Source organism: Pediococcus acidilactici, assembly GCA_024970065.1.
Lineage (GTDB): Bacteria > Bacillota > Bacilli > Lactobacillales > Lactobacillaceae > Pediococcus > Pediococcus acidilactici_A.
In genome coordinates this window covers 626,599-640,666 of record CP103908.1, presented here as the reverse complement: position 1 = coordinate 640,666, position 14,068 = coordinate 626,599, and the positions used below count along the sequence as shown (strand labels likewise).

Genomic DNA, 14,068 nt, shown 5'->3' with positions numbered 1-14,068 from the left:
GCTGGGAAAAATTCCCAGCCTCTCCACAAATTTTTGTGCACCTTTTTAAACGATTACTTTAAAGAAACGCCATTTTAAAGTCCGTGATGCACCGGGTTTTTTCCCGTTTAAATTATTGATTTATTTTTGGAAAAATTCTTTTAATTCAGCAACCTTATCAGTCTTTTCCCATGGAAGATCCACGTCGGTCCGTCCAAAGTGACCGTAAGCAGCCGTTTGTTTGTAAATTGGCCGTTTTAAGTCAAGCATTTCAATAATGCCGGCTGGACGAAGATCGAAGATTTGCCGTACTGCCTTAGTAAGGGCTTCTTCAGAAACTTTGCCAGTTCCAAACGTATCCACCATTACTGAAACAGGTTCCGCAACCCCGATTGCGTAGGCGATTTGAACTTCCGCCTTCTTAGCTAAGCCCGCTGCCACAATGTTTTTAGCAATGTAACGAGCTGCGTAACTTGCGGAACGGTCCACCTTGGTTGCGTCCTTTCCAGAGAAAGCGCCCCCGCCGTGGTGAGCTGCCCCACCATACGTATCAACGATGATTTTACGTCCGGTTAATCCCGCATCTCCTTGGGGACCACCAATTACGAAGCGGCCGGTAGGGTTAATGTAGAAGTTGGTTTTTTCATCGAGCAATTCAGCTGGAATAACTTCCTTAATAACCTTTTCGATAACGTCTTTACGAATTTGTTCTAAAGTTACGTCAGGGTCGTGTTGGGTACTTAAGACCACTGTATCAACCCGTACCGGTTGGTCATTATCGTCGTATTCAACGGTAACTTCGGCCTTGGCATCGGGACGAAGGTAACTAATAACCTGTTCTTTACGTAACTTAGCAATCCGTTGCATCAAATGATGGCTAAGCATGATTGGCAACGGCATTAATTCCTTAGTTTCGTCAGTAGCGTAACCAAACATGAGTCCTTGGTCACCGGCACCAATCCGGTTAAGCCGGTCTTCGTGACCTTCGCGAGTTTCAAGCGAATCGTCCACCCCTTGGGCAATATCTGGTGATTGTTCATCAATGGCAACGATTACCGCACAGTTTTCCCCGTCAAAGCCGTATTCGCCACCAACGTAGCCAATGTCCTTAATTGTTTTCCGTACGACCTTTTGAATATCAATGTAAGCAGTCGTGGAGATTTCACCAACCACCACTACCAAACCCGTGGTTACGGTCGTTTCACAGGCAACCCGAGCATCTGGATCATTTTTCAATAGTTCGTCTAAAATTGCATCACTAATTTGATCCGCAATTTTATCTGGATGTCCTTCAGAAACGGATTCTGAAGTAAATAAATGTCTTTCTGACATGTTAATTCCCCCTAAATTAATTTCGGTTACAAGGATCTTTTGGATATCGAATCCTATCGGGAACACTAGTAACTTATTAAGTTTAGCATAATCGTTCTTTCTTTTAAAGTTAGGTTGACGCTTCAGGTTGTTTTGGATACGATTAAACACAGAGAAGATAAGGAGTTTTTCATGAATAAGATAAAATTACCTAAAATCAATTATCACGTTGACCGGAAAAGTTATTTACCGGCAATCTTAGCGATTATTTTAACCAGTGTTATTTGGTACTTTAGTGGTCATTTTAGCTCGGAACCTTTCAAGCATAATCTAACGGTCCAAATCATCTTTTTCTTAGCAAGTTTCATGGTCAATTTCATTACCTTTGATCAACTGACTAATAAAACTAACTTGCGCTTAATTGCTCCACTGGCCGTAATTCCAATTGCGTTCTTTATCATTTTATTAGTCAGTAAGGAGCGTTACGTTTCTCTTTTAGGATTACTAACTTTGGTGCCGTTTATTTCCGTCTTTTTACCTTTTCAGGGCAAAAACGGAGTGGGACTAATTAGTTTTGCGTTTAGCATCAGTGTTTTAAGTCCCCTCGCTTTTTTCTACATTCGAAACGCCTTTGTTAGTAGCATCTTTTTAAAAACTTGTTTGTTACTGTGCCTAGTCTTTCTAATGATTCTATTTTCTGTTTTTGTGGCCCATCCAGAACGGTTTGTCTACTTAGAAATCGGGTTACTTGTAGTAATCACCATTTTTGGCTTTGTACTATTCAAACAATGGAGCGCGTTAATCTACCCAATAATTGGTTTATTGGGCTGGTACCTCCCCCGGGTTAAGCTTCCGCGCAACTTCATTTTGTTAGTTTTAATCATTTTGATTTGTGCCACCCTTTTATTTACGGCGGGTCATTAATTTAATTAACCATTAGTAATCACAATTCTGGTTGCTAATGGTTTTTTTGTACCGTAAAACCTGCAATGGCATTTCTAAATTCAAGGTGAGTAGTTCTCTTTTATAGAACAAGTACCATAATAATATGGAAATGCTTTGCATACTAAAAAGGCGACAGCCTGCCATCGCAAAAAGGATTCTTGATTACAGTTTTACCGTTCAAACGGCGCCCAGTGTTTTTCTTTCCTGATTAGCTAACAATACACAAAAAAAGCCATTCGTTTAATAACGAATGGCTTCTTCTTAAGTCTCTTTCAAAGACGGTCCTAACGAGACTCGAACTCGTGATCTCCTGCGTGACAGGCAGGCGTCCTAACCAACTAGACCATAGGACCAATTAATTGCGGGAGCAGGATTTGAACCTACGACCTTCGGGTTATGAGCCCGACGAGCTACCAGACTGCTCCATCCCGCGATAATATTAATATAAATATGACAAAAAATGACCCGTACGGGATTCGAACCCATGTTACTGCCGTGAAAGGGCAGTGTCTTAACCACTTGACCAACGGGTCATACTTATAATAAGAACTAACGGAGAAGGAGGGATTCGAACCCTCGCGCCGCTTGCGCGACCTACACCCTTAGCAGGGGCGCCTCTTCAGCCACTTGAGTACTTCTCCAAATGGGCCTAAATGGACTCGAACCATCGACCTCACGCTTATCAGGCGTGCGCTCTAACCAGCTGAGCTATAGGCCCATACTTAAAGCGGGTGACGAGAATCGAACTCGCGACAACAGCTTGGAAGGCTGTGGTTTTACCACTAAACTACACCCGCAAAATAAATATTAAATTGTCAATGGCGCGGGACAGAATCGAACTGCCGACACATGGAGCTTCAATCCATTGCTCTACCGACTGAGCTACCGAGCCATTACGGTCCTAACGAGACTCGAACTCGTGATCTCCTGCGTGACAGGCAGGCGTCCTAACCAACTAGACCATAGGACCATAATTGCGGGAGCAGGATTTGAACCTACGACCTTCGGGTTATGAGCCCGACGAGCTACCAGACTGCTCCATCCCGCGATAATCAAAAGGAGGATGAGAGATTCGAACTCTCGCGTGGTTTGACCCACCTGACGGTTTTCAAGACCGTTCCCTTCAGCCAGACTTGGGTAATCCTCCATAATACAAATATACGTTTTACTGCCCTTACTAACAAAAATGCTAGATGGACCTTGTAGGACTCGAACCTACGACCGAACGGTTATGAGCCGTTTGCTCTAACCAACTGAGCTAAAGGTCCAAGTTCGTATATTAACCCTATCGCGGCGGAGGGGATCGAACCCCCGACCTCCCGGGTATGAACCGGACGCTCTAGCCAGCTGAGCTACACCGCGATCTATTTAATTAATAAATGTTTAAGCAACATTTAATCGGGAAGACAGGATTCGAACCTGCGACCCCCTGGTCCCAAACCAGGTGCTCTACCAAGCTGAGCTACTTCCCGTTTAAAACAATGCACCCAGTAGGAGTCGAACCTACAACCTTCTGATTCGTAGTCAGACACTCTATCCAGTTGCGCTATGGGTGCAATACAAATGCCGAGGACCGGGATCGAACCGGTACGGTCATCACTGACCGCAGGATTTTAAGTCCTGTGCGTCTGCCAATTCCGCCACCCCGGCATTTTATAAAAGTAGTAAATACTTACTACGAAGCGGAAGACGGGATTCGAACCCGCGACCCCCACCATGGCAAGGTGATGTTCTACCACTGAACTACTTCCGCATGATCGATATGCCGACTAGAGGATTCGAACCTCCGACCCTCTGTTTACAAGACAGATGCTCTGCCAACTGAGCTAAGTCGGCATTACCTTTATATAATGCCATATATTCAATTATATATCACAGCACTTTTAGTGCTATGAGCCGTGACAGGCTCGAACTGTCGACCCTCTGATTAAAAGTCAGATGCTCTACCAACTGAGCTAACGGCTCAAGATAATGGAGGATACAGGGCTCGAACCTGTGACCTCCTGCTTGTAAGGCAGATGCTCTCCCAACTGAGCTAATCCTCCATAATTAGCATGGCAACGTCCTACCCTCGCAGGGGGCGATCCCCCAACTACTCTTGGCGTTAAGAAGCTTGACTTCTGTGTTCGACATGGGAACAGGTATATCCTTCTCACTATCGTCACCACACTCTGTGCTAACTTGCGTTATCACTTGAGAAAACTTTTGTCCTCTCAAAACTGAATAATATCTACATTTTCTTTCGAGTTACTTGCCACGTTCTACTTGGTTAAGTCCTCGACCGATTAGTACTAGTCCGCTCCATGTATCGCTACACTTCCACTCCTAGCCTATCTACCTGATCATCTCTCAGGGGTCTTACTTGCCCGAAGGCAATGGGAAATCTCATCTTGAGGCGAGTTTCACACTTAGATGCTTTCAGCGTTTATCTCATCCACACATAGCTACCCAGCGATGCTCCTGGCGGAACAACTGGTACACCAGCGGTGTGTCCATCCCGGTCCTCTCGTACTAAGGACAGCTCCTCTCAAATTTCCTACGCCCGCGACGGATAGGGACCGAACTGTCTCACGACGTTCTGAACCCAGCTCGCGTACCGCTTTAATGGGCGAACAGCCCAACCCTTGGGACCGACTACAGCCCCAGGATGCGATGAGCCGACATCGAGGTGCCAAACCTCCCCGTCGATGTGAACTCTTGGGGGAGATAAGCCTGTTATCCCCAGGGTAGCTTTTATCCGTTGAGCGATGGCCCTTCCATACGGAACCACCGGATCACTAAGCCCGACTTTCGTCCCTGCTCGACCTGTCTGCCTCGCAGTCAAGCTCCCTTCTGCCTTTACACTCTGCGAATGATTTCCAACCATTCTGAGGGAACCTTTGGGCGCCTCCGTTACCTTTTAGGAGGCGACCGCCCCAGTCAAACTGCCCACCAGACACTGTCTCCCGCCACGATTAGTGGCGCGGGTTAGAGGGTTCATACAACGAGGGTAGTATCCCACTTGCGCCTCCTCCGAAACTAGCGTTCCGGATTCTACGGCTCCTACCTATCCTGTACAAGCTGTACAAACACTCAATATCAAGTTACAGTAAAGCTCCATGGGGTCTTTCCGTCCTGTCGCGGGTAACCCGCATCTTCACGGGTATTATAATTTCACCGAGTCTCTCGTTGAGACAGTGCCCAGATCGTTACGCCTTTCGTGCGGGTCGGAACTTACCCGACAAGGAATTTCGCTACCTTAGGACCGTTATAGTTACGGCCGCCGTTTACTGGGGCTTCAGTTCAAAGCTTCGCTTACGCTAACTCATCCCCTTAACCTTCCAGCACCGGGCAGGCGTCAGCCCCTATACGTCATCTTACGATTTTGCAGAAACCTGTGTTTTTGATAAACAGTCGCCTGGGCCTTTTCACTGCGGCTGATCTTGCGATCAGCACCCCTTCTCCCGAAGTTACGGGGTCATTTTGCCGAGTTCCTTAACGAGAGTTCTCTCGCTCACCTTAGGATACTCTCCTCGACTACCTGTGTCGGTTTGCGGTACGGGTAGTTAAACTCTAACTAGAAGCTTTTCTCGGCAGCGTGACGTCAGGAACTTCGTTACTTAAATTTCACTCCCCATCACCGCTTGTCCTTAAGAAATCAAGCATTTGACTCGACTTCAGACTCACGGCTTGGACACCCACTTCCAATCGGGTGCATTCCTTAGCCTCCTGCGTCCCTCCATTGTTCAAACAAGTTTAACTAGTACAGGAATCTCAACCTGTTATCCATCGCCTACGCCTCTCGGCCTCGGCTTAGGTCCCGACTAACCCTGGGAGGACGAGCCTTCCCCAGGAAACCTTAGTCATACGGTGGATAGGATTCTCACCTATCTTTCGCTACTCATACCGGCATTCTCACTTCTAAGCGCTCCAACAGTCCTCACGGTCTGCCTTCGTCGCCCTTAGAACGCTCTCCTATCACGCCACCTAATGGTGGCATCCACAGTCTCGGTAATATGTTTAAGCCCCGGTACATTTTCGGCGCAGGATCACTCGACTAGTGAGCTATTACGCACTCTTTAAATGGTGGCTGCTTCTGAGCCAACATCCTAGTTGTCTATGCAACTCCACATCCTTTTCCACTTAACATATATTTAGGGACCTTAACTGGTGGTCTGGGCTGTTCCCCTTTCGACGATGGATCTTATCACTCACCGTCTGACTCCCGGACATAAATCGATGGCATTCGGAGTTTATCTGAATTCGGTAACCCATGACGGGCCCCTAGTCCAAACAGTGGCTCTACCTCCACGATCCTAATTCCGAGGCTAGCCCTAAAGCTATTTCGGAGAGAACCAGCTATCTCCAAGTTCGTTTGGAATTTCACCGCTACCCACACCTCATCTCAGCACTTTTCAACGTACACGAGTTCGGTCCTCCAGTGCGTTTTACCGCACCTTCAACCTGGACATGGGTAGGTCACTTGGTTTCGGGTCTACATCCGCATACTAATTCGCCCTCTTCAGACTCGCTTTCGCTTCGGCTCCGTCTCTTCAACTTAACCTGGCATACGAACGTAACTCGCCGGTTCATTCTACAAAAGGCACGCCATCACCCATTAACGGGCTCTGACTTCTTGTAGGCACATGGTTTCAAGAACTATTTCACTCCCCTTCCGGGGTGCTTTTCACCTTTCCCTCACGGTACTGGTTCACTATCGGTCACTAGGTAGTATTTAGCCTTGGGAGATGGTCCTCCCGGATTCCGACGGAATTTCACGTGCTCCGCCGTACTCAGGATCCTGAACTGAGGGAGTTTGATTTAACTTACGGGGCTATCACCCTCTCTGGCTGGCCTTCCCAGGCCCTTCAGCTATCAAGCTCTTTGGTAACTCAAATGTTCAGTCCTACAACCCCAAGAAGCAAGCTTCTTGGTTTGGGCTGTTCCCGTTTCGCTCGCCGCTACTCAGGGAATCGAATTTTCTTTCTGTTCCTGTGGGTACTGAGATGTTTCAGTTCCCCACGTTTACCTTCACACATCCTATGAATTCAGATGCGGATAATAGTCGATTAAAACTATTGGGTTGCCCCATTCGGAAATCCCCGGATCAAAGCTTACTTACAGCTCCCCGAGGCATATCGGTGTTAGTCCCGTCCTTCATCGGCTCCTAGTACCAAGGCATCCACCATGCGCCCTTCCTAACTTAACCTAACTTTACCTACGGTAAAGCGATTAATTGAGTATTGCGATTATTTTGAACTAATCTTGTTTAACTCTTTAAAATTACGCGGTTTTCTCTCGGTTTAATTATGATTAATTAAAATTAGAAAATTATAGATATTATTCAGTTTTCAAAGAACAAAAGCAGAACAACAAACGTTGTTCAATGGAGAATAGCGGGATCGAACCGCTGACCTCCTGCGTGCAAGGCAGGCGCTCTCCCAGCTGAGCTAATTCCCCATGTATGGGCCTAAATGGACTCGAACCATCGACCTCACGCTTATCAGGCGTGCGCTCTAACCAGCTGAGCTATAGGCCCGATACGCATGTGTTTTGAGAGTAGACCTCTCAAAACTAAACAAAACTTTGACTCGTGTGCGGTTCCGTATTATTCCTTAGAAAGGAGGTGATCCAGCCGCAGGTTCTCCTACGGCTACCTTGTTACGACTTCACCCTAATCATCTGTCCCACCTTAGACGGCTAGCTCCTAAAAGGTTACCCCACCGGCTTTGGGTGTTACAAACTCTCATGGTGTGACGGGCGGTGTGTACAAGGCCCGGGAACGTATTCACCGCGGCATGCTGATCCGCGATTACTAGCGATTCCGACTTCGTGTAGGCGAGTTGCAGCCTACAGTCCGAACTGAGAATGGTTTTAAGAGATTAGCTAAACCTCGCGGTTTCGCGACTCGTTGTACCATCCATTGTAGCACGTGTGTAGCCCAGGTCATAAGGGGCATGATGATTTGACGTCGTCCCCACCTTCCTCCGGTTTATCACCGGCAGTCTCACTAGAGTGCCCAACTGAATGCTGGCAACTAGTAATAAGGGTTGCGCTCGTTGCGGGACTTAACCCAACATCTCACGACACGAGCTGACGACAACCATGCACCACCTGTCATTCTGTCCCCGAAGGGAACGCCTAATCTCTTAGGTTGGCAGAAGATGTCAAGACCTGGTAAGGTTCTTCGCGTAGCTTCGAATTAAACCACATGCTCCACCGCTTGTGCGGGCCCCCGTCAATTCTTTTGAGTTTCAACCTTGCGGTCGTACTCCCCAGGCGGATTACTTAATGCGTTAGCTGCAGCACTGAAGGGCGGAAACCCTCCAACACTTAGTAATCATCGTTTACGGCATGGACTACCAGGGTATCTAATCCTGTTCGCTACCCATGCTTTCGAGCCTCAGCGTCAGTTACAGACCAGACAGCCGCCTTCGCCACTGGTGTTCTTCCATATATCTACGCATTTCACCGCTACACATGGAGTTCCACTGTCCTCTTCTGCACTCAAGTCTCCCAGTTTCCAATGCACTTCTTCGGTTGAGCCGAAGGCTTTCACATTAGACTTAAAAGACCGCCTGCGCTCGCTTTACGCCCAATAAATCCGGATAACGCTTGCCACCTACGTATTACCGCGGCTGCTGGCACGTAGTTAGCCGTGGCTTTCTGGTTAAATACCGTCACTGGGTGAACAGTTACTCTCACCCACGTTCTTCTTTAACAACAGAGCTTTACGAGCCGAAACCCTTCTTCACTCACGCGGCGTTGCTCCATCAGACTTGCGTCCATTGTGGAAGATTCCCTACTGCTGCCTCCCGTAGGAGTCTGGGCCGTGTCTCAGTCCCAATGTGGCCGATTACCCTCTCAGGTCGGCTACGCATCATCGCCTTGGTGAGCCGTTACCTCACCAACTAGCTAATGCGCCGCGGGTCCATCCAGAAGTGATAGCAGAGCCATCTTTTAAAAGAAAACCAGGCGGTTTTCTCTGTTATACGGTATTAGCATCTGTTTCCAGGTGTTATCCCCTGCTTCTGGGCAGGTTACCCACGTGTTACTCACCCGTCCGCCACTCACTTCGTGTTAAAATCTCATTCAGTGCAAGCACGTCCTGATCAATTAACGGAAGTTCGTTCGACTTGCATGTATTAGGCACGCCGCCAGCGTTCATCCTGAGCCAAGATCAAACTCTCATATTAAAATGATGAGTCTTTTTCAAGCTCATTAATTGTTTGTTTTTGCGAATTGACTTCGCATGTTTGTTCTCACTAAATCATATTGATTTGCGAGTCCTCACACGATTGTTTGTCAAAATTTTGTTCAGTTTTCAAAGGTCTACCATCGTTGTCAGGTCAACGTTTGTAACGTTTTTGACAACTATTTAAATATATCATCATGAGAATCAATTGTCAACAACTTTTTTTAAATTGTTTTATTTGAAATCTCACTCGCCGGTCAAAAACACCAGCTCATATATCTTAACATTAAGCATCAAACCTTGTCAACAACTTTTTTGAATCGAGATTTTTATCGAATCGCTCAATGCCTTGATGCGCCCTTACCGAAGAGCACTTAAATATAGTATCAAGATTACCAAAACAGGTCAAGACTTTTTTTAAAAAAAATAAAAAAACGAGCTTATTCGCTCGTTTCTTTAGGCATTATTCGATTAATTCGGTTAGGTTTGGTTACTGTCGCAAACATCCCTGCAAACATTCCAAAATAGTAAGTCAACAATCGCCAGATCATCATTGCTAAGACAAGCTTACTACTATTACCTACAAATTGGGCAAAGATGACGCTAAAGCCGTACTCTGCACCTCCTGCACCTCCAGGAATGGGAAATAGCGAGATTACCATGAAGATTAATACGTGTAAGCACGTTACCATAATTATATGCACGTGCGTCTTCCCTAACGCTAGTAAAATGAAGTACGGGATTAGGTAGTAAAACAGTAACTGGAAGAAGGTCAATAAAGCTACTTTGGCCAATAAACGCCATTGGGACTTCATCCGGACACTCTCTAAATAGAAAGTATCCACCTTCGCATCAATTGAGGTCTTCCACCTTAGATATCGTTCAGGTCTAGCAAAACGTTTAATAGGTATAAAAATCAGATCAACCATCTTTTTGGTAAAGTTGTGCCAGTACATGACTAATAACAGCCCCACAATTACCGCTAAATGGATTAAAAAGCCAAATAACACGAACCAAGAAAGAAACTTAATCTTATCTTCCAAATATTGGAACCCAATCAATAGGCTGAAAAGAAAGTTCAATACAACCATGGTCTGAAAAACGACGAACTTCATTAATAGAACTGAGCTTGCACGGCCACCTTCAATCCCGCTTTGCATAAGGGCCACCAATTGTGCTGGTTGCCCGCCGGAAGAAAATGGCGTTAACCCGTTAAATAGCTGTTCAATTAACGGAATACGAATTGCGTCTTTCCAAGACAGTCGGTCGCCATTGCTTTCTACCAATACTTTGGTTGCTACGGCTTCAAAGCCTAAATACAAAATAATACATAAGAGGGCGACCAAGAGCCAGCCCAAATTTAGATTTAAAATATCATGCGAGACTTGGTGCAAATTAACCCCACGCAACGAATAGCCAAAAATTACCAATCCGGCCAAAATCATCACGACAAGGACAATTTTGTTTTTCCTTGTAATAATGATTCCCCCCTATTTAAGCAAAGATGAGTAGTATTTAAGCCAAATCTCTGCCAAATGATCTTCTGAATACTCTGCCGAAGCTTGGTCTGCACGCCGTTGGTATTCCCGCAGTTGTGCCGAATCCTGAACTAACGCGCTCAATTTTTGGTCCATTTCGGCGTAATCAGCCGCTGCGATATAGTATCCCTTAATAATTGAGTGGTATAAATCCAAATCTCGTAACATCACCGGTGTTCCACAGCTAAAGGCCTCAAGTACCGACATTGGAAACAGTTCATTAAAGGAAGGCAATAAAAATAAGTCTGCGGCGTTATAGTATTCCACCAACTTATTTCGATCCACAATCCCGGTAAACTTCAGGTTTGCTGGTGGATTGTCGACCACCTTTTTCAAATCCGCGTAACCGTCCGTCAATCTGCCAAACGAAAAACCACCTGCCCAAATAAAGTACATCTCCGGATGTTGTTGAGCAAGTTTGATAAAGTCTTTAACACCCTTGCGCTCTTGAACTTGGCCAATACCTAAAATCGTAAAACGATCCTGCACCCCTAACTGCTGCCGAATTTGTTGCCGTTGTTCAGCATCGTATTGGTAGAATTCATCCTTACGAACAAAATTAGGTATGTAGGTGATTATTTCCCGACTAATCCCGTACTTAACCAACTGGTCAATAAAGGTGGGGTTCACTACGACAATCTGGTCCATTCGTTTATAAAACGCGATGATGTACTTATAAAATAGCCAACGAAAGGGTTGGGGAATCTTTAAACTTCCCTCGATGGTCTCCGGAAGGAAATGGACGTACCCCACTTTGACGCCCCTCTTCTTAGAAAAGGTCGACACAAAAAAACGGGGATCAATCGTGTGATAATGACTAATGTCCGCTTGTGTAAAATGATTAATTGATAAATCAATTTCTTTTGGAAAATGCGTCTTCAACAAACGAATCAATTCTTCATACGCACTACCAACTCCCTGTCCTTTAACCTTACTGGCGGACGAAAACATGTTCACCTTAATTGGCATAACCTAACTAACCCCTAACGTTAAACAAAATTATTCCAGTTCAGACTCCTTCTTTGAGCCATGTTCTAAATCGGCATGAGCGCTGATTGCACTATTATAGTAGTCCACAATCTGCTTACCAAAGTAATCTGCAGAAATTTCGTAAAGTTTCTTTTCCCGTGGACGCGGATCATTAAATTCATCCGGGTGTTCGATATATTGTTTAATTGCTTGTACCAACTGTCCCTCTGTATCGAACACTTTCCCTAATGATGGATCATCTAATAGCTCATCCGTATATGGCCCTGATTTAGCCACCACTTTTAAGTGTGAAGCCATTGCTTCGATATACGTCAAACCTTGGGATTCCGAGTCAGAAGCTGAAACGAATAAATCAGCCGCTTGGTAATAACGGTACACCTGGTCGTTATTAATTTCTCCCGTAAATTTGACGTGCTTTTCGAGTCCTAAATCGTGAACTTGATTTTCTAAACTCGTCCGTGCAGGACCATCCCCCACAATCAATAGTTGTGCGGCGGGTACTTCTTTTAAAATTGCTGGGAAGCAATCAATCACTTCTTGAATATTTTTTTCGTACGCTAACCGACTCAACGACAGTAAAACTGGTGTCTTAGCATCATACCCTAACGCTTCCCGACACTGTTGGGGATCACTGTCTTTTTGGTACTGCTCTAAATTAACCCCTGTCGGAATGATGCGTGTAGGCACTTGGATTCCATAACGTTGGATTGTTCGCTGAACCCGTTCACTAGGGGCAACGATGCCGTCAATGTGATAGCAAAACGCCCGGGTCATCTGTTTAACGTGGTACGGCTTAAGCAATTTTCCGTTAGCTACGTAATGCAGATAGTCTTCATACATGGTGTGATAAGTATGAATTACCGGAATTTTTAACGCCTTGGCAACGAATTTTCCCATCCAACCTAAGGAAAATTCCGTCTGGGTGTGGACAATATCCAAGTTTAGCTCCTTGGCAATCTGAGTAGCGCGAATAAACCCGCTGATTGCGATCCGACGGTCAGTAAACGAAACAAACGGAATACTAGTAAAGCGAAAAACGTTACGTTCATAAACGTTTGTATCGACTTTTGGATCCGTCGTCGTGAAAATATATACTTGATGTCCCTGTTTTTCTAACTGATCACGTAACGTTTTAATTGACGTTGCTACCCCACTAACTTGTGGAAAATAGGTGTCAGTAAACAGTCCAATATTCACAGCGAATCTCCCTCTTTGTCCTAATTAAACTACTTTCTCTAATTATATTGGTTTAAAAAGCGATATGCAAACAGCTACCATTACCTTATAAAAAACGTAAGACTAGCTGATTAAACTGGGCTGGCTCTTCTGCCATTGGAATGTGTCCCACATTAGGCATTATCTCTACTTCTATCCGAGAATTGAGTTGCTTGAGTGCCGCTCCCATTGCGGGATTAAAGAAGGGACTCTTTTCTCCCAAAATGAACAATACTGGTTTAGTCGCAGCTTTTAACACTGGCCGCCAATCCCTTCTAGCGTGTCCCTTCACTAAGGAACGATTTTTAGGCTGTGAAAAAGGATACTTAGAATCAATCGCTTTAGAGTTTTTATAAACGTATCCTTCAATTCGTCGGTATGCTGGCCGCAAAATTGGCTCACTCATTAATTGTTCAAAATTAGCTTCACTTAGATTTTTAAAACCATAGGGCCATTGATTGTCGTTCATCATCTTAGGTGATTGGTCAACAAAGATAGCCTTGCTAACAAAATCCCATCCTCGAATCGATAAAATATTCCACAATACGGCTGCTCCCATCGAGTTACCAATACATATTGGTTCCTTAATTTCTAACGCATCCACTAACTGAAGTACTTCATCGGCCAAATCGCCAATCTTTAAGTCGTAATCCACCCGGTCTGAACGTCCGTGATTAAGATAGTCTAGCCGGATAACCCGGTAACCATGTTGCAAAAAGAAGTTCACTTGGCCCGACCAAATTTCCGTATTGCCACCAAATCCTGTTAAAAACAGGATGGGAATCCCTTCTCCTTGATCTTCATAATAGATGGTTTCCCCAGTTTTTAATGTAAATTCCATACGTTACTCCTTATCCTATATAAACAAAAAGGAACCGCGACCCAATGGTCAACGGTTCCCAGTTAACTTATTCAG

The 14,068-nt window shown here is 45.3% G+C and carries 6 protein-coding genes, 21 tRNA genes, 3 rRNA genes and 1 riboswitch; of the genes, 1 reads left to right on the top strand and 29 read right to left on the bottom strand.

Translation table 11 applies throughout. The features are described from left to right. Positions 1 to 120: 120 nt before the first annotated feature. Positions 121 to 1,311, bottom strand: coding sequence for a methionine adenosyltransferase (gene metK, locus NYR25_03015; protein ID UWF34373.1), 1,191 nt, complete (start codon positions 1,309 to 1,311; stop codon positions 121 to 123). After that, positions 1,309 to 1,388, bottom strand: a riboswitch (SMK box riboswitch). It overlaps the preceding gene by 3 nt. A gap of 94 nt (positions 1,389 to 1,482) precedes the next feature. Between metK and NYR25_03010 the strand changes: the two genes are divergently transcribed. After that, a complete protein-coding gene (locus NYR25_03010; protein ID UWF34372.1) occupies positions 1,483 to 2,214 on the top strand; it encodes a hypothetical protein in 732 nt (243 codons plus the stop codon). A 300-nt stretch (positions 2,215 to 2,514) separates the two neighbouring features. Here the strand turns inward: NYR25_03010 and NYR25_03005 are convergent. The 28 genes from NYR25_03005 to NYR25_02870 all read right to left on the bottom strand — a co-directional run bounded on the left by NYR25_03005 (position 2,515) and on the right by NYR25_02870 (position 13,993). Beyond that, positions 2,515 to 2,588: transfer RNA gene (locus NYR25_03005), tRNA-Asp, on the bottom strand. Between the two features lie 6 nt (positions 2,589 to 2,594). Continuing rightward, a tRNA-Met gene (locus tag NYR25_03000) sits at positions 2,595 to 2,668 on the bottom strand. 28 nt (positions 2,669 to 2,696) lie between these two features. Further along, positions 2,697 to 2,768, bottom strand: a tRNA-Glu gene (locus NYR25_02995). A 20-nt stretch (positions 2,769 to 2,788) separates the two neighbouring features. Further along, positions 2,789 to 2,876, bottom strand: a tRNA-Ser gene (locus NYR25_02990). Between the two features lie 3 nt (positions 2,877 to 2,879). After that, positions 2,880 to 2,953: transfer RNA gene (locus tag NYR25_02985), tRNA-Ile, on the bottom strand. Between the two features lie 8 nt (positions 2,954 to 2,961). Beyond that, positions 2,962 to 3,032 (bottom strand) — tRNA-Gly (locus NYR25_02980). Positions 3,033 to 3,054: 22 nt separating this feature from the next. Next, positions 3,055 to 3,127: transfer RNA gene (locus tag NYR25_02975), tRNA-Phe, on the bottom strand. A gap of 4 nt (positions 3,128 to 3,131) precedes the next feature. After that, positions 3,132 to 3,205 (bottom strand) — tRNA-Asp (locus NYR25_02970). A 4-nt stretch (positions 3,206 to 3,209) separates the two neighbouring features. Next, positions 3,210 to 3,283: transfer RNA gene (locus tag NYR25_02965), tRNA-Met, on the bottom strand. Positions 3,284 to 3,292: 9 nt separating this feature from the next. Further along, positions 3,293 to 3,382: transfer RNA gene (locus tag NYR25_02960), tRNA-Ser, on the bottom strand. A 47-nt stretch (positions 3,383 to 3,429) separates the two neighbouring features. After that, positions 3,430 to 3,503, bottom strand: a tRNA-Ile gene (locus NYR25_02955). A 20-nt stretch (positions 3,504 to 3,523) separates the two neighbouring features. Further along, positions 3,524 to 3,597 (bottom strand) — tRNA-Met (locus tag NYR25_02950). A gap of 36 nt (positions 3,598 to 3,633) precedes the next feature. Continuing rightward, a tRNA-Pro gene (locus NYR25_02945) sits at positions 3,634 to 3,707 on the bottom strand. Positions 3,708 to 3,717: 10 nt separating this feature from the next. Beyond that, positions 3,718 to 3,791, bottom strand: a tRNA-Arg gene (locus NYR25_02940). Between the two features lie 8 nt (positions 3,792 to 3,799). Next, a tRNA-Leu gene (locus NYR25_02935) sits at positions 3,800 to 3,885 on the bottom strand. A 31-nt stretch (positions 3,886 to 3,916) separates the two neighbouring features. Then, positions 3,917 to 3,988, bottom strand: a tRNA-Gly gene (locus tag NYR25_02930). Positions 3,989 to 3,998: 10 nt separating this feature from the next. After that, positions 3,999 to 4,071 (bottom strand) — tRNA-Thr (locus tag NYR25_02925). Between the two features lie 56 nt (positions 4,072 to 4,127). Next, positions 4,128 to 4,200, bottom strand: a tRNA-Lys gene (locus tag NYR25_02920). 7 nt (positions 4,201 to 4,207) lie between these two features. Then, a tRNA-Val gene (locus tag NYR25_02915) sits at positions 4,208 to 4,280 on the bottom strand. A 7-nt stretch (positions 4,281 to 4,287) separates the two neighbouring features. Continuing rightward, a 5S ribosomal RNA gene (gene rrf, locus NYR25_02910) occupies positions 4,288 to 4,404 on the bottom strand. Positions 4,405 to 4,500: 96 nt separating this feature from the next. After that, positions 4,501 to 7,423: ribosomal RNA gene (locus NYR25_02905) — 23S ribosomal RNA — on the bottom strand. Between the two features lie 178 nt (positions 7,424 to 7,601). After that, a tRNA-Ala gene (locus NYR25_02900) sits at positions 7,602 to 7,674 on the bottom strand. 5 nt (positions 7,675 to 7,679) lie between these two features. Then, positions 7,680 to 7,753: transfer RNA gene (locus NYR25_02895), tRNA-Ile, on the bottom strand. 80 nt (positions 7,754 to 7,833) lie between these two features. Then, positions 7,834 to 9,410 (bottom strand): 16S ribosomal RNA (locus NYR25_02890). Together the 16S, 23S and 5S rRNA genes with 21 tRNA genes alongside form the textbook arrangement of a ribosomal RNA operon. A 439-nt stretch (positions 9,411 to 9,849) precedes the next feature. Next, the gene (locus tag NYR25_02885) at positions 9,850 to 10,854 is read right to left on the bottom strand and encodes a flippase-like domain-containing protein (protein UWF34711.1); all 1,005 of its coding nucleotides are present in this window, start codon (positions 10,852 to 10,854) and stop codon (positions 9,850 to 9,852) included. A gap of 45 nt (positions 10,855 to 10,899) precedes the next feature. After that, positions 10,900 to 11,916, bottom strand: coding sequence for a glycosyltransferase family 4 protein (locus tag NYR25_02880; protein ID UWF34371.1), 1,017 nt, complete (start codon positions 11,914 to 11,916; stop codon positions 10,900 to 10,902). Between the two features lie 30 nt (positions 11,917 to 11,946). Beyond that, complete coding sequence (locus NYR25_02875) at positions 11,947 to 13,134, bottom strand: glycosyltransferase family 4 protein (GenBank protein UWF34370.1); 1,188 nt, start codon at positions 13,132 to 13,134, stop codon at positions 11,947 to 11,949. Positions 13,135 to 13,219: 85 nt separating this feature from the next. Beyond that, entirely contained in the window at positions 13,220 to 13,993 is a 774-nt protein-coding gene (locus NYR25_02870) for an alpha/beta hydrolase (protein UWF34369.1), read from the bottom strand. Between the last annotated feature and the right edge of the window lie 75 nt (positions 13,994 to 14,068).

Excerpts from the sequence above, each read along its gene's own strand:
- metK (UWF34373.1), bottom strand. The coding sequence starts at position 1,311 with ATGTCAGAAAGACATTTATTTACTTCAGAATCCGTTTCTGAAGGACAT.
- NYR25_03010 (UWF34372.1), top strand. The coding sequence starts at position 1,483 with ATGAATAAGATAAAATTACCTAAAATCAATTATCACGTTGACCGGAAA.
- NYR25_02885 (UWF34711.1), bottom strand. The coding sequence starts at position 10,854 with ATGATTTTGGCCGGATTGGTAATTTTTGGCTATTCGTTGCGTGGGGTT.
- NYR25_02880 (UWF34371.1), bottom strand. The coding sequence starts at position 11,916 with ATGCCAATTAAGGTGAACATGTTTTCGTCCGCCAGTAAGGTTAAAGGA.
- NYR25_02870 (UWF34369.1), bottom strand. The coding sequence starts at position 13,993 with ATGGAATTTACATTAAAAACTGGGGAAACCATCTATTATGAAGATCAA.